The 19,602-nt window shown below is 74.8% G+C and carries 16 protein-coding genes; 10 read left to right on the forward strand and 6 right to left on the reverse strand.

Translation table 11 applies throughout. The annotated features are described in order from the left end of the window. Positions 1-8 precede the first annotated feature (8 nt). Both E7744_RS05760 and E7744_RS05765 read left to right on the forward strand, forming a co-directional pair. Positions 9-4,943, forward strand: coding sequence for an NAD-glutamate dehydrogenase (locus E7744_RS05760; protein ID WP_137773296.1), 4,935 nt, complete (start codon positions 9-11; stop codon positions 4,941-4,943). A gap of 7 nt (positions 4,944-4,950) precedes the next feature. Further along, positions 4,951-6,513, forward strand: a complete 1,563-nt coding sequence (locus E7744_RS05765) for a sensor histidine kinase (RefSeq protein WP_137773297.1) — start codon at positions 4,951-4,953, stop codon at positions 6,511-6,513. A 181-nt stretch (positions 6,514-6,694) separates the two neighbouring features. On the opposite strand, the gene E7744_RS05770 is transcribed toward E7744_RS05765, so the two are convergent. Next, entirely contained in the window at positions 6,695-6,943 is a 249-nt protein-coding gene (locus E7744_RS05770; protein WP_010144519.1) for a WhiB family transcriptional regulator, read from the reverse strand. 366 nt (positions 6,944-7,309) lie between these two features. Here E7744_RS05770 and E7744_RS05775 point away from each other — a divergent pair, with 366 nt between their 5' ends. Then, entirely contained in the window at positions 7,310-7,726 is a 417-nt protein-coding gene (locus tag E7744_RS05775; RefSeq protein WP_137773298.1) for a hypothetical protein, read from the forward strand. Positions 7,727-7,837: 111 nt separating this feature from the next. On the opposite strand, the gene E7744_RS05780 is transcribed toward E7744_RS05775, so the two are convergent. Continuing rightward, positions 7,838-8,209, reverse strand: a complete 372-nt coding sequence (locus tag E7744_RS05780) for a DUF1844 domain-containing protein (RefSeq protein ID WP_137773299.1) — start codon at positions 8,207-8,209, stop codon at positions 7,838-7,840. A gap of 351 nt (positions 8,210-8,560) precedes the next feature. Between E7744_RS05780 and infC the strand changes: the two genes are divergently transcribed. From infC to E7744_RS05800, 4 genes are all read left to right on the forward strand, one after another. Continuing rightward, positions 8,561-9,661 (forward strand): translation initiation factor IF-3, encoded by a 1,101-nt coding sequence (gene infC, locus E7744_RS05785; protein ID WP_246858573.1) that lies wholly within the window; start codon positions 8,561-8,563, stop codon positions 9,659-9,661. 118 nt (positions 9,662-9,779) lie between these two features. After that, entirely contained in the window at positions 9,780-9,974 is a 195-nt protein-coding gene (rpmI, locus tag E7744_RS05790; RefSeq protein ID WP_010144525.1) for a 50S ribosomal protein L35, read from the forward strand. 85 nt (positions 9,975-10,059) lie between these two features. Further along, entirely contained in the window at positions 10,060-10,446 is a 387-nt protein-coding gene (gene rplT, locus E7744_RS05795; RefSeq protein ID WP_137773301.1) for a 50S ribosomal protein L20, read from the forward strand. A 58-nt stretch (positions 10,447-10,504) separates the two neighbouring features. Next, positions 10,505-11,380 carry an RNA methyltransferase gene (locus E7744_RS05800; protein ID WP_137773302.1) on the forward strand — a complete coding sequence of 292 codons (876 nt, stop codon included), beginning with the start codon at positions 10,505-10,507 and terminating at the stop codon, positions 11,378-11,380. Between the two features lie 124 nt (positions 11,381-11,504). On the opposite strand, the gene E7744_RS05805 is transcribed toward E7744_RS05800, so the two are convergent. Next, entirely contained in the window at positions 11,505-11,777 is a 273-nt protein-coding gene (locus tag E7744_RS05805) for a GlsB/YeaQ/YmgE family stress response membrane protein (protein WP_137773303.1), read from the reverse strand. Positions 11,778-11,933: 156 nt separating this feature from the next. Continuing rightward, complete coding sequence (locus tag E7744_RS05810) at positions 11,934-13,178, reverse strand: MFS transporter (RefSeq protein WP_246858574.1); 1,245 nt, start codon at positions 13,176-13,178, stop codon at positions 11,934-11,936. Positions 13,179-13,353: 175 nt separating this feature from the next. On the opposite strand from E7744_RS05810, the gene E7744_RS05815 reads away from it, so the two are divergent. Further along, on the forward strand, positions 13,354-13,758 hold the full coding sequence (locus E7744_RS05815) for a (deoxy)nucleoside triphosphate pyrophosphohydrolase (RefSeq protein WP_246858623.1): 405 nt from the start codon (positions 13,354-13,356) through the stop codon (positions 13,756-13,758). A gap of 29 nt (positions 13,759-13,787) precedes the next feature. Here E7744_RS05815 and E7744_RS05820 read toward each other — a convergent pair whose 3' ends face one another. Together E7744_RS05820 and E7744_RS05825 are read right to left on the reverse strand one after the other, a co-directional pair. Continuing rightward, complete coding sequence (locus tag E7744_RS05820) at positions 13,788-14,960, reverse strand: Rv2578c family radical SAM protein (protein ID WP_137773305.1); 1,173 nt, start codon at positions 14,958-14,960, stop codon at positions 13,788-13,790. A 315-nt stretch (positions 14,961-15,275) separates the two neighbouring features. Continuing rightward, complete coding sequence (locus E7744_RS05825; RefSeq protein WP_246858575.1) at positions 15,276-15,695, reverse strand: DUF4157 domain-containing protein; 420 nt, start codon at positions 15,693-15,695, stop codon at positions 15,276-15,278. Positions 15,696-15,905: 210 nt separating this feature from the next. Between E7744_RS05825 and pheS the strand changes: the two genes are divergently transcribed. After that, positions 15,906-17,003 carry a phenylalanine--tRNA ligase subunit alpha gene (gene pheS / locus E7744_RS05830; RefSeq protein ID WP_246858576.1) on the forward strand — a complete coding sequence of 366 codons (1,098 nt, stop codon included), beginning with the start codon at positions 15,906-15,908 and terminating at the stop codon, positions 17,001-17,003. 6 nt (positions 17,004-17,009) lie between these two features. Next, a complete protein-coding gene (gene pheT / locus E7744_RS05835) occupies positions 17,010-19,601 on the forward strand; it encodes a phenylalanine--tRNA ligase subunit beta (RefSeq protein ID WP_137773307.1) in 2,592 nt (863 codons plus the stop codon). The last annotated feature ends 1 nt before the right edge of the window (position 19,602 follow it).

Genomic DNA, 19,602 nt, shown 5'->3' on the forward strand with positions numbered 1-19,602 from the left:
ACCACCAGATGTCATCGTCGACCCCCCTGTGGACCGACCAGCACGACTCCACCACCCCGGAGGAGCAGGTCGATCCCGCCTCCCTGGAGAGCGCCTACTTCGAGCACGTCTCGGAGGCGGACGTCGCCGAACTGGACCCGGGAACGCGCCGGGCGCTCGTGACCACGCACGTGGAGCTGGCCGCCGCGAAGGGCCGCCGGGAGGCCGTCGTCCGGGTCACCCCGGCCGGCCCCCACGCGCTCGTCCAGGTCGTCCAGGACGACATGCCCTACCTGGTCGACTCCGTGACGGCCGAGTTGACCCGACTGGGCCACGCCATCCAGCTCGTGGCCCACCCCACGTTCATCACCCACCGGGACGAGGAGACCGGCCGCCTGCTCTCCGTCCACCGCGTGCTGGCCCAGAACGGCACCGCCAGCGGGGACACCACCGCGGCACTGTCCAGCCTCGGCTCGCTCGTGTCCGGGGACGGCGCCCGGGCGGAGGTCGAGTCCTGGATCGGGATCCAGACCCTCGGGCCCATGACGGACGAGCAGGCCGCCGAGCTCGAGGAGGGACTGGCCGTGGTCCTGGCGGACGTGCGCGCCGCCGTCGCCGACTCCGACCGCATGCGCTCGGCCGCCTTCACCGCCGCCCGCACCCTCGCCCACGATGCGCCGGCGACCGTCAACGGGGTCCGCCAGAGCACGGAGCTGCTGAACTGGATGGAGGACGGGCACTTCACCTTCATGGGCTACCGCGAGTACCTCCTGCGCAGTGGGGACAACGGCCAGGTGCTCGTGCCCGTGGAGGACACGGGCCTGGGCGTGCTGCGCGAACGGCCCAGCGCGCCGCCGTCCCCGCTGTCCCTGGCCGGGCGCAACCAGATCGAGCAGCCCATCCCGCTGATCATCACCAAGGCGAACTCGCGCTCGCGCGTGCAGCGCGCCGCGTACCTGGACTACGTGGCCGTCAAGACCTACGCCCGGGACGGACGGGTCGTGGGCGAGCGGCGCTTCATCGGCCTCTGGGACCCCTCGGTCTACACGGTCTCCGTGGCGGACATCCCCCTGGTGCGGGACAAGGTGGCCGCCGTGCTGGCCCTGTCCGGCTTCCCGCAGGACTCCCACTCGGGCGCCGAGCTGGAGCAGATCCTCGAGACCTACCCCCGCGACGAGCTGTTCCAGGTGGGCGTCGAGGAGCTCTGGGACACCTGCCGGCAGATCCTCCAGCTGCAGGAGCGCCGCCGGACCCGGCTCTTCCTGCGCCCGGACACGTACGGCCGCTTCATCAACGCCCTGATCTACCTGCCCCGGGACCGGTACAACACCACGGTGCGCGGCCGGATCCAGGACGTGCTGCTCGAGGCCCTGGGCGGGGAGTCGCTCGACTTCCAGGTCCGCCTCACCGAGTCCGTCCTCGCCCGGCTCTACTTCCGGATCCGGTTGCCGCGGGAGCTCGAGCGCGCCGCCCCGGTGGACGCGCAGGAGCTCGAGCGGCGCCTGGTCCAGGCCGTGCGGTCGTGGAAGGAGGGCGTGGACGAGAAGGCCGTCGAGGCCTTCGGCCAGGACGGCGGGGTGGACACCGCCCGGTTGTGGGACGAGGCCTTCCCGCAGGCCTACCGCGTGGCGTACGAGGTCGACGACGCGCTGGAGGACATCGGCCGCTTCACCGGCCTGCCCGGGGACGGCACGCCGGGGGTGCACGTCGTGCCGCCCGTCGCGGACGAGCGCTCGCGGGAGGCCGGGGAACTGGTCGGGGGCCGCACGGTGGGGCGGATGAAGGTCTACTCGGACCGTCCGCGCACGCTCACCGAGGTGCTGCCCGTGCTGCAGAACCTGGGCCTGTCCGTCATCGACGAGCGGCCCTTCGAGGTGGAGCCGACCGACGGGCGGAAGTTCTACCTCTACGACTTCGGCCTCGGCTACCCGGAGGGCACCGATCCGCGCGAGTCGGCACGGCTGCTCGAGGACGCCGTGGTGGCGGCGGCCACGGGCGCCACCGAGTCGGACGCGATGGACCGCCTCGTGCTGGCCCAGGGCCTGGACCACCGCACGGTCGCCATGCTCCGGGCGTACGCGAAGTACCTGCGCCAGCTCGGGCTTCCGTACACGCTGACGTTCATGGCCGACTCGCTGCTGGCCCACCCGGAGGTGTCCCGGGCCCTCGTGGACTACTTCTACGCCCGGTTCGACCCGGCGCTGCCGGCCGCCACGGACGACGACGGCGCCACCGCCGGCCCGGCCCGGCGCCGAGAGGCCGAGCGCCTGCGCGAGCTGGTCGAGGAGGCGATCGACGCCGTGCCCACGCTGGATGCCGAGCGCGTCCTGCAGGGCGTGCTGACCGTCATGCAGGCCACCCAGCGCACGAGCTTCTTCCAGGACCACCGCCGGATCAGCTTCAAGGTCGCCACCGAGGAGGTCCCGTTCGCCCCGCGGCCCCGGCCCGCCCGCGAGATCTGGGTGTACGCCCCGGACGTCGAGGGCGTGCACCTGCGCTTCGGGCCGGTCGCCCGCGGCGGGCTGCGCTGGTCCGACCGCCGGGAGGACTTCCGCACCGAGGTGCTCGGCCTGGTCAAGGCCCAGCAGGTGAAGAACGCCGTCATCGTCCCCAGCGGCGCCAAGGGCGGGTTCTACGCCAAGCGCCTGCCGGACCCGGCGGCGGACCGGGGGGCCTGGATGGCCGCCGGCCAGGAGGCCTACCGCACCTTCATCCGCGGCCTGCTGGACCTCACGGACCGCCAGGAGCGCACCGCGGAGGGGGCCCGGTTCTCCGTGCGCGAGGACATAGTGCGCTACGACGGCGACGACGCCTACCTCGTGGTCGCGGCCGACAAGGGCACCGCCTCGTTCTCGGACACGGCCAACGAGATCTCCGCCGAGTACGGGCACTGGCTGGGCGACGCCTTCGCCTCCGGGGGGTCCGTGGGCTACGACCACAAGGCCATGGGCATCACGGCGCGCGGCGCCTGGGAGTCCGTCAAGAGCCACTTCGCCTCGATCGGCGTGGACACCCAGTCCGAGGACTTCACGGTGGTCGGCATCGGGGACATGTCCGGGGACGTGTTCGGCAACGGGATGCTCCTGTCCGAGCACGTCCGTCTCGTGGCGGCGTTCAACCACCTGCACGTCTTCCTGGACCCGGACCCGGACGCGGCGGCCTCCTTCGCCGAGCGCCGCCGGCTGTTCGAGCTGCCCCGGTCCTCGTGGTCCGACTACGACCGGTCGCTCATCAGCGAGGGTGGCGGGGTCTTCGACCGCTCCGCCAAGTCGGTCCCCGTCTCCGAGCCGGTGCGCCGGCGGCTGGGCCTGCCCGAGGGCACCGCGGAGCTCACCCCGGCCGAGCTGATCCGTGCCATCCTCCAGGCGCCGGTCGACCTGCTCTACAACGGCGGCATCGGCACCTACGTCAAGGCCTCGGACGAGGACCACGCGGAGGTCGGCGACCGCGCGAACAACGCCATCCGCGTCAACGGGGCCGAGCTGCGCACCCGCGTGGTGGCCGAGGGCGGCAACCTCGGCCTCACCCAGCGCGGCCGGATCGAGGCGTCCCTGAAGGGCGTCCTGCTGAACACGGACGCCATCGACAACTCCGCCGGCGTCGACTGCTCCGACCACGAGGTCAACATCAAGATCCTCGTGGACCAGCTGGTCGCGGCCGGCGCCCTGGACGCCCCCGAGCGCCCCGCGCTGCTGGAGTCGATGACCGAGGACGTGGCCCGGCTGGTGCTGCGCACCAACGTGGAGCAGAACACGCTGCTGCGCAACGACTCGCAGAAGGTGGCCGAGTGGCTGCCGAGCTTCGCCCGGCACCTGCGCTGGCTCGAGGCCAACGCCGACCTGGACCGGGACCTGGAGTCCCTGCCGGACGACGCCGAGCTGGAGCGCCGGGAGCGCGAGGGCGCCTCGCTGACCACGCCCGAGCTGGCGGTCATGTCCGCCTACGCCAAGATCCACCTCTCGGCGGCGCTGCTCGACTCGTCCCTGCCCGACGACCCGTGGTTCGAGTCCACCCTGGAGCAGTACTTCCCCGAGGCGCTGCGCGAGCGCTTCGCCGACCAGGTCCGGCTGCACCCGCTGCGCCGGGAGATCATCGCCACGATGGTCGCCAACGACGTGGTCAACACCGGCGGCACCACCTTCGTCTTCCGGGCCATGGAGGAGACCGGCGCGGAGCCCGCCGCGGTGGTGCACGCCTACGTGGCCATCAAGGAGATCTTCGCCTTCGGCCCCTTCCTGGACCGCATCGCCTCCCTGCCCGCGTCCGTCCCGGGCGAGGCGAAGGCGCGCGTGTACCTCGACGCCCGGCGGGTCCTGGACCGCTCCGTGCGCTGGTTCATCAACCACCGGACCCGTGCGGCCAGCGGCGTCGGCGACGGCGTCGCGTACTTCCGCGACCACGTCCAGGCGCTCGCCGCCGAGCTGCCGGAGATCCTGCGCGGCCAGGACGAGGAGCGCTACCGGCAGTGGCGGGACGAGGCCCTCGAGCAGGGACTGCCCGAGGACCTGGCCAGCCGCCGGGCCTACCAGTTCGAGTCCTACGGCCTGCTCGACGTCGTGCACCTGGCACGGCAGACCGGCCGGGACCCGCGGGCGGTCGCGGACGTCTACTACCGGCTCTACGACCGGTTCGACGTGGACCCGGTGCTGAACCGGATCACCGGGCTGCCGCGCGACGGCCGGTGGCGGGCCCTCGCGCGGGCGGCCCTGCGCGACGACCTCTACGGACTGCTCGTGAGCTTCACCGACGACGTCCTGTCCGGCGAGGCCGACGAGGACGGCGAGGCCGGCGGGGCCGGCGAGGCGGGCGGCACGGACGCGCTCGTCGAGCGCTGGACGCAGGAGCGGGCCGGCAGCCTGCGCCGGGCCGAGCAGTTCCTGGCGGAGGTCCAGGAGGGCGGCACGGACGACCTGGCCTCCCTGTCCGTGGCGCTGCGCCAGCTGCGCGCCGTGACGGCCCACTAGGGGCGCGATGGCACTGCTGACCTCCCCGCTGGGGGACGACCCGCGGCTGGTCCCGGGCGACGTCGACTGGCTCCAGCTGGTCGTGGGCGACTGGCAGCTGCTGGCCGACCTCTCCTTCGCCGACCTGGTCCTGTGGTACCCGGTGGCCGTGCCGGAGGAGCCGGAGCGCCGGTTCGTCGCCCTGGCCCAGGCGCGGCCGTTCACCTCGCAGACCTCCCTGCACCGGGACATCGTGGGCAGCCGGGTGCGCGCGGACCTGCGCTCGCTCGTGGACGAGGCCTGGCGGACCGGCCGGCCGACCGTCACGGCCCCCTCGGCCTACGCCCCGGACAGCTCCATGCGCGTGACGGTGTGGCCGGTGGTGCGCGAGGGCCGGACCATCGGCGTGCTCACGGTGCACCAGAACCTGACCGGCCAGCGCATCCCCTCCCGGCTGGAACTGGTCTACCGGGAGAGCGCCACCCAGTTGCTCACCATGGTCTCCCGCGGGCAGTGGCCGGACCCGGACGACCCGATCGGCGGCCCGCACCGCGGCTCCCCGCGGGTGGGGGACGGGCTGCTGCGGCTCACGGCCGAGGGCCGGGTGGACTTCGCGACCCCCAACGCCGTCTCCGCCTTCCGGCGTCTGGGGGAGGCCGACCCCCTCGAGGGCCGCTCGCTCGCGCGGATCGTCACCGACCTGCAGGACGAGCGCCGGCCGATCGACGAGTCGCTGCCGCTCGTGCTCACCGGCAAGGCCTCCGCGCGGGCCGAGCTGGAGGTGCGCTCGGTGAGCCTGACGCTGCGGACGGTGCCGCTGCGGGACGACACCGGCCGCATCGGCGCCCTGGTCCTGCTGCGGGACGTCACCGAGGTGCGCCGGCGGGAGCAGCAGCTCGTCGGCAAGGACGCGACGATCCGGGAGATCCACCACCGGGTCAAGAACAACCTGCAGACGGTCGGGTCGCTGCTGCGCATGCAGTCCCGGCGGATGTCCTCCCCGGAGGCGCGCCGCGGCCTCGAACAGGCGATGCGGCGCGTGGACACGATCGCCCTCGTCCACGAGACCCTCTCCCACGGGCTCGACGAGCACGTGGACATGGACGCGCTGCTGGGCCGGCAGTTCCGGCTGGCCGTGGAGGTCGCCGGCGACGGCCGCCCGGTCCAGACGGAGTACGGCGGCGGCTTCGGCCAGCTGCCGAGCGAGCTCGCGACGCCGCTGGCGCTCGTCATCAACGAGCTGGCCACGAACGCGGTCGAGCACGGGACCGGGCCGGAGGGCGGGCGCGTGGGCCTGTCCGCGCGGCGCACGCGCACCGCGGCGGGGGAGTGGCTGGAGGTCCGGCTGTGGGACAGCGGCGCCCCCGCCGCCGGGCACCCGGAGGCGCCGGCGGGGACGGCCGGGGAGCCCGACGCCGGCCCGCAACCGGCCGCTGCCGGCGCCGTGCCGGGGGCCGGCCAGGACGCCGGGCTGGGCCTGCGGATCGTGCGCACCCTCGTGGCGGGCGACCTGCGCGGGACCATCGACTGGTCACCCCGCGCGGGGGGCGGCACCGACGTCGTGATCCGCGCGCCGGTGCCGGAACGCTGACCTCCCCGGCCCGCGTCCCCCCGGACGCCGGGGCCCGGGACGCCGACACCCCGGTCCGCAGGAGCGGACCGGGGTGTCGGTCGGGGCCGGCCCCGGGGGCCGGCCCGGGGCCGGCCCCGGGGACCGGCCCCGGGGACCGGCCCCGGGGACCGGCGGTCGCGCCCGGACGGGCGCGGGGATGTCAGGAGGCCCGGCGGGCGCGGGCCGCGCGGCGCTTCAGGGCGCGGCGCTCGTCCTCGCTCATGCCGCCCCACACTCCCGAGTCCTGGCCGGACTCGATGGCCCACTGCAGGCACGTGTCGACCACTTCGCAGGTGCGGCAGACAGCCTTGGCTTCCTCGATCTGGAGCAGGGCCGGACCCGTGTTCCCGACCGGGAAGAACAGTTCCGGATCCTTGTCCAAGCACGCTGCCCGGCTACGCCAATCCATGCTGATCGATCACTCCTCGTCAGCCGGGCACAGGGGTGGCCCGGCAAGTCCTTCGTTCGGTATCGGACGGTCGTCCATCGGCGGGGCAGAACGTGGCCATCGATCCGACGGCAACAAAAAAGGGCCGTCGCCACGACCCCCGCTGAACTTCGTCAAATAGTGTTTCATGTAGATTGCACCTAAACAAGGGGTCCTGCGGAGCGATCTGCGGATATCCTGAGGTGTTGATCACAGTCCGGTCCGGACGCCTCAGACTATTCCCGCCCCCGCTCCCCGCTGTCAAGGACGCCGGTCTCCGGCGCCGCCGCGGTGGACCCCCACGCGCGCCGGACCCGCGGGCCGGCCCCCGAGAGGACGGCACGAGACGTGAGCACCCCCAGCGCCCCCCGCACCCCTGGCACCCCGCTGACCCGCCCCCCGGCGGTCGTCGCGGTGACCGCGCTGCTGGCGCTCCAGTGCCTCGCCGTCCTGGCCGCGGCCGGCGGCTTCGCCCTGCAGGTGGGTCGCGGCAGCCTGGGGATGGGCGCCCAGGTGTTCCTCGTGGTGCTGGTCGCCGGGGCCGGGGCATGGATCGGGGCGGTGGCGCTGGGCATGTGGCGGGGCCGGCCATGGGTCCGCGCCGCCACGGTGGTGATCGAGCTCTTCGCCGTGATCCTCTCGATCAGCTTCCTCTCCGGGGGCAACCTCCCGCTCGCGGCCGCCTTCCTGGTGCCGGCCGCCGCCGCGCTGGTGCTGATGTTCTCCCGCCAGGTGGCCCTGCACCTCGCGGGCCGCGCCTCCTGACCGGACCGGCCTCCCGCCCGCTTCGCCCCGACGGCCACGGGCCCGGCACCTCCGGGGAGGCGCCGGGCCCGTGGCCGTCGGGGCCGGTCGTGGGACCGGCGGGGCGGGACGTCAGTTCACCGCGCCGGTGAACTTCTCGCCCGGGCCCTTGCCCGGGGCGTCCGGGAACGGGGAGGCCTCGCGGAAGGCCAGCTGCAGGGAGCGCAGGCCGTCGCGCAACGGCCCCGCGTGCTGGCTGCCGATCTCCGGGGCGGCGGCGGTGACCAGGCCGGCGAGGGCGGTGATCAGCTTGCGGGCCTCGTCCAGGTCGATGAGCTCCTTGGCGTCGGGCCCCTCGGCCAGCCCCACCTTGACGGCCGCGGCCGTCATGAAGTGGACGGCCGTGGTGTTGATGATCTCCACGGCCGGGACCTCGTGGATCTCCCGGACCCGGTCCTCCACCGGATCACCGGACGGGGTGGGATTCTGCTGTGCGTCGTTCATGCTGGTAAGCTTGTCACAGACCAGCTGGTCCCGAGGCCACGTCACGCGTGACGAGGCGCACGGTTCCAGCCATCGAAGTGGAGGCCATCTCCCACCCGCGTCAGCAGGATGCCCGGTTCGCCGGGCCGAGTTGCCGGGTCACCGGTCGGGCGGTCCCGCAAGGGGGCGCCGGGCCGATGGGTCCGCGGATTCCTCCGCTGGCCAGGGCCTCCGTCTGCGTCGAGCACGGGGGCCTTTTCCGTTCCCGGGCCCGGCGCAGGGGACCGTGCCGGGACGGCGGCCCCGAACCCGAGGAATCCAGACCACAGGAGTTGCAAGATTAGCGAGCCGAGAATCAACGAACGGATCCGCGTGCCCGAGGTGCGCCTGGTCGGCCCCCAGGGCGAGCAGGTGGGGATCGTGCGCATCGAGGATGCGCTGCGTCTGGCCACCGAGGCCGACCTGGACCTGGTTGAGGTGGCCCCGACGGCGAAGCCGCCGGTCTGCAAGCTCATGGACTTCGGCAAGTGGAAGTACGAGGCTGCCGTCAAGGCCCGTGAGGCCCGGAAGAACCAGACCAACACGGTCCTGAAGGAAGTCCGCTTCCGCCTCAAGATCGACACCCACGACTACGAGACGAAGACGGGCCACGCCCGCAAGTTCCTCACCGCCGGGGACAAGGTCAAGGCCATGATCCAGTTCCGCGGCCGCGAGCAGCAGCGTCCCGAGCTGGGCATCCGGCTGCTGGAGAAGTTCGCCGCGGACGTGGCGGACGTCGGCTCCGTGGAGTCGAGCCCGCGCCAGGACGGCCGCAACATGGTCATGGTCATCGGCCCGCTGAAGAACAAGGCCGAGGCCCGTGCCGAGGCGCGGCGGACGCAGCAGGAGACCCCCAAGCCGGAGCGCACCGGGTCCCGCCGCGAGGTGGCGGCCCGGGAGGCGAAGGAGAAGGTCTCGAAGGACACCTCCTCCGCACCGCTCTCCAGCTCGATGGCCGACGCGATGCCGGAGCAGCTGCGGCAGATGGCCCAGGGCGGCTCGTCCGCCCCGGAGGGTGCGCAGGCCCCCGCCGCGGCTGCCGCCGCCCCCGAGGCCGCCCCGGCCCGGCCGGCGTCGTCCGCCCAGCCGGCGTCCCCCGCTCGCCCGGCGGCCGCCGGGCCGGCAGCGGCGAGGCCCGCTGCCTCGGCCCCGGCCGCACCGCGGCAGTCGGCCGCCCGGCCCGCGGCCCGGCCGGCGTCGTCCGGGGCCACCCCGGCGAAGCCGGTGGCGGCGAAGCCCGCGGCCGCCAAGCCGGCGGCCGCGAAGCCCGCCTCGGCGCCCCGCCCCGCCCCGCGTCCGGCGGCCGCCACCCCGGCGCCGGGCACCGGCGGCACGCCGACCCCCAAGCCGGGGGCCCCGAAGCCCGGCGCCCCGAAGCCGGCGCCCCGGCCCGGTGCCCCGAAGCCCGGCCCCAAGCCGGGCGCCGGCAAGTAGGGCGGCACCACCGTCCCGGGCCGGTGCCGCCGGCCCGGCCAGACCGGCCCTGCCCACAGCAGGGTCCATGCAGCACTGCCCGCCCCGCGGGCAGCCGACACGAAGGAGGACGGCAGCCATGCCGAAGATGAAGACCCACAGCGGAGCCAAGAAGCGCTTCCGCGTGACCGGTTCCGGCAAGCTGATGCGTCAGCAGGCCAACCGCCGCCACTACCTGGAGCACAAGCCCTCCACGCTGACCCGCCGCCTGGCGAGCGACCAGCTGGTCTCCAAGTCCAGCGTCAAGACCATCAAGCGGATGCTCGGCATCTGACATCCCCGTGGCCTGACGGCCGCAATCCAGCCAGCCGCCGCGCGGACACCCCGCGTGGCCGGCATCGATTCGAAGGAGTACGCACGTGGCACGTGTGAAGCGGGCTCTCAACGCCCACAAGAAGCGCCGGGTGGTCCTCGACCGCGCCTCCGGCTACCGCGGTCAGCGTTCCCGCCTCTACCGCAAGGCCAAGGAACAGCTGCTGCACTCGTACGTCTACAACTACCAGCACCGCCGCAAGCGCAAGGGCGACTTCCGCCGGCTGTGGATCACCCGCATCAACGCCGCCGCCCGCGCCAACGGCATGACGTACAACCGCTTCATGCAGGGCCTGAAGCTGGCCGGCATCCAGGTGGACCGCCGTATGCTCGCCGAGCTGGCCGTCTCCGACTCCGCCGCCTTCGCCACCCTGGTGACCGCCGCCCGCCAGGCGCTGCCGGCGGACGTCAACGCGCCGGTTGCCGCGAAGTAGGCACGCCGCGCAGCCCCCGCGGGGTGCCGGCACGCCGGCACGGCCGCGGGAGGACGCCATGGACGAGCGCCCCGACCAGGACGTGATGACCAACCCCCGGGCCGACCGGGTGCGGAGGGTCGCGCGCCTGGCGGGGCGCTCGTCGCGTCAGCGGGAGGGACTGTTCCTCGCCGAGGGGCCCCAGCCGGCCCGGGAGGCGCTGCGCGCCCATCTCGGGATCGTCGGAGCCCCCCAGTGGCGGCCCGGGGCCGTCGTGGAGCAGCTGTATGTCTCCGAGCGGGTCGGGGACCGGGACGCGGAGCTGGCCGGGCTCGTGGAGCGGGCGGCGGGGGCGGGCGTTCCGGTGCGCCGCGCCACGGACGAGGTGCTCGCGGCGATGAGCGACGCCGTCACCGGCCAAGGCATCCTGGCGGTGTGCCGCATCCCGGACACGGCGGCGGAGGCCGTCCTGCCCGGGCTGGGGGACCCCCGGCTGGTCGCGGTCCTGTGCCGCGTCCAGGACCCCGGCAACGCCGGGACGATCCTGCGCGCCGCGGACGCCGCCGGGGCCGCCGGGGTGGTGCTCGCCGCCGGTTCCGTGGACCCCTTCAATCCGAAGGTGGTGCGCTCCACCGCCGGGTCGCTGTTCCACGTCCCCCTGGTCACCGGGGCGGACCTGGCGGCCACCACCCGGATGCTGGCTGACTGCGGGCTGCAGGTGCTCGCGGCCGACGGGCAGGGGCCCGTGCGGCTGGACCGGCCGCCGTCGGGACTGCTCGCCCGTCCCACGGCGTGGCTGTTCGGCAACGAGGCCCAGGGGCTGTCCGCGGCCGAGCTGGCCCTGGCGGGCGAGCGGGTCGCGGTGCCGCTGTACGGCCAGGCCGAGTCGCTCAACGTGGCCACCGCCGCCACGGTGTGCCTGTACGCCTCCGCGATGGCCCAGCGCGGCGCCTGAGCCGCCCCTGCCCCCGGGGCCCGCGGCTCCGTGCGGCGCCGCGCCGGGCCCGCGCACGACGAAGGGCGCCCCGCGGGGCGCCCTTCGCGTTCCGTGCACGGTGGGGCGGGATCCGCCCCCCGGGTCACACCCGGCTGCCGCGGCGGCGGGTGATGGCCTGCCAGATGAAGGCGACGATCACGCCGCCGATGATCGCGAAGACCCACGTCCAGAAGCTGAAGAAGCTCTCGTTGAGGTCCAGGCCGAACAGCGCCCCGCCGATCCAGCCGCCGAGGATGGCGCCCAGGATGCCGGTGATGAGGGCGCCGAGCCAGCCTCCGCCCTGGTCGCCGGGGAGGATGAGCCGGGCGATGGCGCCGGCGACGAGGCCCATGATGATCCAGCTGATGATGCTCATGATTGGTTCCCCTTCGTGCTCCTTGACTGCGTACGGACAGGAACAGTGTCGACCCTGCCCCGGGGGACCGTCCACGGTTGGCGTGCGTGGTCACTCGAGGCCCCCCGACCTCAACGTAACAGGTCGGCGCGGGGTTCGCGTCCCGGAACGGGGTGGTCAGGCGCCGGCGCGGGCGCGTCCGGGACGCAGCAGGACGAGGGACAGGACGAGCCCGACGGCGGCCAGCCCGGCCCCGGCGCCGGCCGGCACCTGGAGCCCGGCACCGGCCGAGATGACGGCGGCGCCCACCCACGCGCCCATGGCGTTGGCCAGGTTGAGCGCCGAGTGGTTGAGGGCCCCGGAGAGCTGCGGGGCGTGCGGGGCCGCGTCCACGAGGAGCACCTGCAGGGCCGGAACGAGGGCCGAGGCGGCGACGGCGGCGGCCAGCAGCGGGACCAGCGCCAGGACCCACCACGGGGCGGCCAGGCTGAACCCGGCGAGGGCCACGGCGACGACGCCGAGCATGGCCTGCAGGGTCCGCGTGGCCGAGCGATCGGACCACGCGCCGCCGAGCAGGGTGCCCACCACCATGCCCACCCCGTAGAGGGCCATGATGAGCGGCACGAGTGCCTCCGGCATGCCGCCGACCCGGACGAACACGGGGGCGATGTACGTGTAGAGGGCGAACATCCCGGCGAAGCCGATGATGCCCACCACCACGGCCCGCCACAGGGCGGGGGAGCGCAGCGCGGTGAGCTCCCCGCGCACGGAGGCGCCGGCGGGGGCGGGGATCGACGGCACGAGCCATGCCACGGCGGCGATCGTGGCCGCGCCGAACAGGCCCGTGACCACGAACATCCACCGCCAGCCGGCCACCTGGCCGAGCCACGTGGCCAGGGGCACGCCCACGAGGTTGGCCACGGAGAGCCCGGCCATGACCCACGCCGTCGCCTGGCCACGGCGCGCTGGGCCGGCCAGGTGGGCGGCCGCCAGCGCGGCCGCGGAGAAGTACGCCCCGTGGGGCAGGCCGGAGAGGAAGCGGGCCAGCATCATGGTGCCGAAGTCCGGGGCGAGCAGGCTGCCGGCGTGGCCGGCGACGAACAGCCCCATCAGCCACAGGGCCGAGGTCCTCCGGTCCACGCGGGCCAGGCCGGCCGCGAGCAACGGCGCGCCGACGACCACGCCCAGGGCGTACGTGGAGATGAGGATGCCGCCCGCGGGCAGGTCGACGCCGAGGTCCTCGACCGCCTGGGGCAGCAGCCCCATGATCGCGAACTCGGTGGTGCCGATGGCGAAGCCGCCCAGGGCGAGCGCCAGGATGCCGGGCAGCATGCGCCGGGGCCGGGGGGCCGGCCCGGCCGGCGGGGCGGGAGTGCCCGGGGTGGAGGAGGCGGCGGGGCGGGAGGCGGGGGAATCGGGCACCGGTCCAGACTACGGCCGTGGCCGGGGTGCGGCCCGCCTAGGATCGGGGACCATGAGCGAGATCACGGACCCCACCACGCCGCCCCTCCCGGCCACGGCGCCCCGGCCCGCCCCGGGCCCCTCGGCCGACGGGCTCCCGACGGAGTCCGGGCCGGCCGGGGGACGGCGACCGGTGGTGGGGGCGGCCCTGCTGGACCGGCTGGAGGGACCCTCCCGCCTGCTGGTCGCGCGGCGCAGCTCCCCGGAGTCCCTCGCGGGCCTGTGGGAGTTCCCCGGGGGCAAGGTCGAGCCGGGCGAGGACCACCGGGCGGCCCTGCGGCGCGAGGTCCGCGAGGAGCTCGGGGTGGGCATCCGGCTGGACCGGGAGGTGTCCGCCGACCACCCCGAGGGCTGGCTGCTCGGCAACGGTGCGCGCATGCGGGTGTTCACCGCCGTCATCGAGGACGGTGAGCCCCGACCCCTGCAGGACCACGATGTGCTGGAGTGGCGGGGCCTCGAGCGCGGGACGCTCCAGGACCTCGAGTGGATCCCGGCGGACCGGCCCATCGTGGACGCCCTCGTGCGCCTGCTCCGCGGCTGAGGACGCGACGGCCGGGAACGCGCGGCCGCTCAGAACAGGGCCGCCTGCGCCTGTCCGTCGGGGTGTGTCCGGCCCGCCGGACCGGCCCGTCCCGGGCGCCCGGGGCGGTCGCCGACGGCGGACGATCCGGCCGGTGATCCGGTCCGGGGGGCGGCCGGCGTTCCCGGCGGCCGCTCGGGAGCCGGACGACCGGGGCCGTCCGGCCGGGTGAGCCGGTGCGCGCCGCCGTGGTCCAGCCCGTGGCGTCGGGCGGCCGCGCCGGCCCGCCGTCCCAGGGCACTGCGGTAGGAGGGGGCCGCGTAGGCGCCCCGGGCGTAGAGGCTGCGGTAGCCCTCGAGCAGCTCCGGGTGCTCGGCGGCGATCCAGTCCAGGTACCACTGCCGCGCGCCGGGGCGCAGGTGCAGGGCCCCGGCCAGCACGGACCGGGCCCCAGCGCCGGCGAGGACCGCCATCAACTCCTCCAGCTGCCGCTCGGAGTCCGTGAGCCACGGCAGCAGGGGCATGGCCATCACGGTCACCGCGGCACCGGCGGCGGCCAGCCTCTCGATCAGCCGCAGCCGGGCGGCCGGGGCGGGGGTGCCGGGCTCCACCCGCTCGGCCAGGCGCCCGTCGAGCATCGCCAGGGACACGGAGACGTGGACGGGCACGTGGCGCGAGGCCTCGGCCAGCAGCTCCAGGTCCCGCCCCAGCAGGGTGCCCTTGGTCAGGATGGAGAACGGGGTGCCCGTGTCCGCGAGGGCCCGGATGATGCCCGGCATCAGCCGGTACCGGCCCTCCGCCCGCTGGTACGGGTCCGTGTTGGTGCCCAGGGCCACCGGCTCGTGCGCCCACGAGGGCCGGGACAGTTCGCGGCGCAGCACCTCGGCGACGTTGACCTTCACCACGATCTGCCGGTCGAAGTCCACTCCCGCGTCCAGGTCCAGGTACTCGTGGGTGCCGCGGGCGTAGCAGTACCGGCAGGCGTGGGTGCACCCGCGGTAGGGGTTGACGGTCCAGCGGAACGGCATGGACGAGGAGTCCGGGACGCGGTTCAGCGCGGACTTGGCCACGACCTCGTGGAAGGTGATCCCGGCGAACTCCGGGGTCGTGATGGAACGCTGCAGGCCGGAGAGCGGCAGCAGGGCGGCGGGTGCGGCTGGAGTGCCGCCGCCGTCCTGGCCGGTCCCGTCCCCGGCCTGCAGTGCCTGCGCTTCCCATCGCATGGCGTTGATTAGAACACATGTACGAATACGGCTGCAAGGTGCCACCCTGTCCTCGGTCCCGTCGCCACCCCAGCGGCCGACCCGCGGCGGACCGGCGCCCGTCGGCGTCGCCCACCGGACTCCCGCACCCGCCCGACGCCGTCCGGGGCCCCGGTCGCCGTCGCCGTCCCGGGCCTAGGGTGGGGGCATGGTCCCCTCCCGCGACCCCGCAGCGGCCCCCTCCCGCGACCCCGCGGCGGCCCCCGCCCGCCGCACCGGGCGCCCCGCGCCTCCCGTCCCGCTCGGCGCCGGACCCGCGCGGTCCTGCGGAGGGGCTCAGGCGGCGCGGCGCGGCCAGCGCACCGGGCGCTCGCGGTAGCCACCGGCCGCCAGCCCCGCGTGCCGCTCGAAGGGATTGCGCGAGGCGGCGTCGCCCGTGCGCAGTACCGACCAGCCCACCCCCAGCAGGTACAGCGGCAGGAAGGGCACCCCGGCGCACCACGCGTACTGGGTCGCGTGCCGGGACTCGTGCGCCAGCAGCCGCGCCGTGGGCGCGGTGCCCGGCCGCAGCAGGACCGTGTTGCCCACGGTGAAGGCCCCGCCGTCCGGGAAGGCCCACCGGTAGCCGGAGGCCAGCAGCAGCCCGTCCGGGCCCCGGCGGACCGTGCAGCCGGCGGCGCGGGCCAGGGCCAGGCCCAGCGGGGTGGACAGGTTGGCCGCGTTCCACGCCCGGCGCAGCGCCAGCGCGGCCGGCAACCGGTCCGGCGACCGGCTCGACCTGCGGGCCGACCGACGCGCCGGCCGACGGCCCCGCGGGCGGGACGGGGACCGAGGCGGTGGGGGCGGCGGAACGCTCATGACAGGAGCCTAGGCGCCGGGACCGGTCCACTAGACTGGCCGGGGCCTCCCGCGCGGACGGCCCCTCCCGTGTCCCCATCCACCGCAGCATGAAGGTCGTTGCCCGCCATGACGGAAACCCCCCAGGACCTGGCCGAACGCCCGGTCGATCAGCCGGACGGCACCGCCCCGGAGATCTCCCCGGCCGACGAGGCGGCGGTGAACGCCGCCGTCGAGAGCGCCCTGCGCGCGTTCGAGGCCGCCACCGACCTGGACGGGCTCAAGGCCGCCCGGCTGGCCCACACGGGGGAGAGGGCCCCGCTGACCCTGGCGAACCGCGCCATCGGCAAGCTGCCCAAGGAGCAGAAGTCGGTGGCCGGCAGGCTCATGGGCTCCGCCCGCAAGGCCATGGAGTCGGCGCTCGCCGCCCGCACCGCCGTGCTCGAGGAGGAGCGCGCCGCGCGGCTGCTCGTGGAGGAGACGGTGGACGTCACGGCGGCCGTGCGCCGCCGGCGCGTCGGCGCCCGGCACCCGCTGTCCGTGCTGCAGGAGCGCGTGTGCGACATCTTCGTCGGCATGGGCTGGGAGATCGCCGAGGGCCCCGAGGTCGAGTCCGAGTGGTACAACTTCGACGCGCTGAACTTCGAGCCGGACCACCCGGCCCGGGAGATGCAGGACACCTTCTTCGTGGACCCGCCGGAGTCCCACCTCGTGCTGCGCACCCACACCTCCCCGGTGCAGATGCGCGCCATGCTCGAGCGGGGCACGCCGACCTACGTGCTGTGCCCGGGCCGGACCTTCCGCACCGACGAGCTCGACGCCACGCACACCCCCGTGTTCCACCAGTTCGAGGGACTCGCGGTGGACGAGGGCCTGACCATGGCGGACCTGCGCGGCACCCTGGAGTACTTCGCCCGGCAGATGTTCGGCCCCGAGGCCCGGATCCGGCTGCGCCCGAACTACTTCCCCTTCACGGAGCCCAGCGCCGAGATGGACATCTGGCACCCCGGCGCCAAGGGCGGTCCCCAGTGGATCGAATGGGGCGGCTGCGGCATGGTGCACCCCAACGAGCTGCGCGCCGCCGGCATCGACCCGGAAGTCTACTCCGGCTTCGCCTTCGGCATGGGCGTCGAGCGCACCCTGATGTTCCGCAACGAGGTCCCGGACATGCACGACATGATCGAGGGCGACGTCCGCTTCTCCCAGCACTTCGGAATGGAGATCTGATCACCCATGCGCATCCCGCTGTCATGGCTCCGTGAATACGCGCAGGTCCCGGCGGACGCCACCGCCGAGGACGTCATGGCCGACCTGGTGAGGGTCGGGCTCGAGGAGGAGGACGTCCACCGTCCGCTGGACGGGCTCTCCGGGCCGATCGTCGTCGGCGAGGTCCTGGAGATGGTCCCCGAGCCGCAGTCCAACGGCAAGACCATCAACTGGTGCCAGGTCCGGGTGGCCCCCGAGGGCGCCCCCCAGCCGCTCACCGGGGAGGGCATCGACCCCTCCGGCGTCCAGGGCATCGTGTGCGGCGCCCACAACTTCCAGGTGGGGGACAAGGTCATCGTGACCCTGCCCGGTGCCGTGCTGCCCGGGGACTTCCGGATCTCCCCGCGCAGCACCTACGGCCACGTCTCGGCCGGCATGATCGCCTCCGCGCGTGAGCTCGGCCTCGGCGAGGACCACGACGGCATCATCGTGCTCTCGCGCCTGGGCTTCTCCCCGGAGAACGGCAACGACCCCGAGCCGGGCACCGACGTGGTCGAGCTGCTGCACCTGGACGACGAGGCCGCCGAGATCAACGTCACCCCGGACCGCGGCTACGCCTTCTCCATCCGTGGGGTGGCCCGCGAGTACGCCCACGCCACGGGCACCGCGTTCACCGACCCGGCCTCCCTCGTCACCGTCCCCGAGGCCGACGGCGCCGGGTACCCGGTGCGGCTCGAGGACGGGTCCCCGATCTACGGCGTGCCCGGCTGCGACCGCTTCGTGGCCCGCACGGTCACCGGGATCGACCCCACCCGCCCCACCCCGCCGTGGATGAGCGCGCGGCTGCGCCTGGCCGGCATGCGCTCGATCTCGCTCGTGGTGGACATCTCCAACTACGTCATGTGGGAGCTCGGCCAGCCGCTGCACTTCTACGACGCGGACACCCTGCGCGGGGACATCGTGGTGCGCCGTGCCCGCGAGGGCGAGCGGCTGACCACGCTGGACGGCAAGGACCGCGCCCTGTCCGGCGAGGACCTGCTCATCACCGACGACCGCGGGCCCATCGGCCTGGCCGGCGTGATGGGCGGTGGCGAGACCGAGGTCTCGGACACCACCACCACCGTGCTGATCGAGTCGGCCCACTTCGACCCGGTGTCCATGGGCCGCACCCGGCGCCGCCACCGGCTGCCCTCCGAGGCCTCGAAGCGCAACGAGCGGGGCGTGGACTGGGAGGTCGCCGACGAGGCCGCCGAGCGCGCCGTGCAGCTGCTCGTCGAGCTCGCCGGGGGCACCCCGGCGCCCGGCATCACGGACGTCGGCACGCGGCCGGCGCCGACCGTCGTCGAGCTGCCCGCCTCCTTCCCCTCCGCCCTCATGGGCGTGGAGTACACCGAGGAGCAGGTCGAGCGCACCCTCACCGACCTCGGCGCCACCGTGGAGAAGGGGACCGACGCCGGCTCCGGCGGGACGGTCTTCACCGTCACCGCCCCGTCCTGGCGCACGGACCTGCGGATCCGCGAGGACCTCGTCGAGGAGGTCGGCCGGCTCGTCGGCTACGAGCACATCCCCTCCACCGTCCCGGTGGCCCCGGCCGGCCGCGGCCTGACCCGCTCCCAGGCGGCCCGCCGCCGGGTGTCCCAGGGCCTGGCGGACGCCGGGCTCACCGAGGTGCTGGCCTACCCGTTCGTCTCCGCCGCGCAGAACCGCCTCTTCGGCTCGGCCACCGCCGAGGAGGCCGGGGACCAGCGCATGGTGCACCTGGCCAACCCGATCTCCGCGGAGTTCGGCTACCTGCGCACCTCGCTGCTGCCGGGGCTGCTGGAGATCGCCCGGCGCAACCACTCCCGCGGCTTCCGCGACCTGGCCCTGTACGAGACCGGCCTCGTGTTCCTGCCCGGCCAGACGCTGGGCAGCGCGACGATCCCGCCGCTGGGCGTGCGGCCCTCGGACGAGGTGCTGGCCGAGCTCGGCGCCGGCATCCCGGACCAGCCGCGCCACGTGGCCGCCGTCCTGACCGGCCACGACTCCGCGCCCGGGCCGGGCCACGCGCCGCGCGCGTGGGACTGGCAGGACGCCCTGGGCGCCGCCCTGGACGTGGCGGACCTCCTGGGCGTGGAGCTGGAGGTCGCCCAGGGGCGGCACCAGGCCTTCCACCCGGGCCGCACTGCCGAGCTGCGGCTGGCCGGTGGGGCGAGGACCGTGGTCGGGTACGCCGGCGAGCTGCTGCCGAAGTGGCTCGAGGAGCACGACCTGCCGGCCCGCACCGTGGCCGCCGAGCTGGACCTGGACGCGCTGATCGCCGCGGCCCCCGAGGTGGTCGTCGCCGCGCCGCTGTCCACCTTCCCGCCCACCAGCCAGGACGTGGCCCTCGTGGTGGACGCCGACGTGGTGGCCGGGGACGTGCTGGACACCCTGCGCGAGGGCGCCGGGGAGCTGCTGGAGGACATCGCCCTGTTCGACGTCTATGCGGGCCAGGGGGTGCCGGAGGGGCGGAAGTCGCTCGCGTTCTCCCTGCGCTTCCGCGCCCCGGACCGGACGCTCACCGCGGACGAGGCCTCCGAGGCGCGCGGCGCGGCGACCGCGCTGGCCGCCGAGCGCCACGGCGCGGTCCGGCGCTGAG

It is taken from the genome of Citricoccus sp. SGAir0253, from assembly GCF_005877055.1.
Lineage (GTDB): Bacteria > Actinomycetota > Actinomycetes > Actinomycetales > Micrococcaceae > Citricoccus.

Coding starts and splice junctions, on each gene's coding strand:
- E7744_RS05760 (WP_137773296.1), top strand. CDS start 9: ATGTCATCGTCGACCCCCCTGTGGACCGACCAGCACGACTCCACCACC.
- E7744_RS05765 (WP_137773297.1), top strand. CDS start 4,951: ATGGCACTGCTGACCTCCCCGCTGGGGGACGACCCGCGGCTGGTCCCG.
- E7744_RS05770 (WP_010144519.1), bottom strand. CDS start 6,943: ATGGATTGGCGTAGCCGGGCAGCGTGCTTGGACAAGGATCCGGAACTG.
- E7744_RS05780 (WP_137773299.1), bottom strand. CDS start 8,209: ATGAACGACGCACAGCAGAATCCCACCCCGTCCGGTGATCCGGTGGAG.
- rpmI (WP_010144525.1), top strand. CDS start 9,780: ATGCCGAAGATGAAGACCCACAGCGGAGCCAAGAAGCGCTTCCGCGTG.
- E7744_RS05800 (WP_137773302.1), top strand. CDS start 10,505: ATGGACGAGCGCCCCGACCAGGACGTGATGACCAACCCCCGGGCCGAC.
- E7744_RS05805 (WP_137773303.1), bottom strand. CDS start 11,777: ATGAGCATCATCAGCTGGATCATCATGGGCCTCGTCGCCGGCGCCATC.
- E7744_RS05820 (WP_137773305.1), bottom strand. CDS start 14,960: ATGCGATGGGAAGCGCAGGCACTGCAGGCCGGGGACGGGACCGGCCAG.
- pheS (WP_246858576.1), top strand. CDS start 15,906: ATGACGGAAACCCCCCAGGACCTGGCCGAACGCCCGGTCGATCAGCCG.
- pheT (WP_137773307.1), top strand. CDS start 17,010: ATGCGCATCCCGCTGTCATGGCTCCGTGAATACGCGCAGGTCCCGGCG.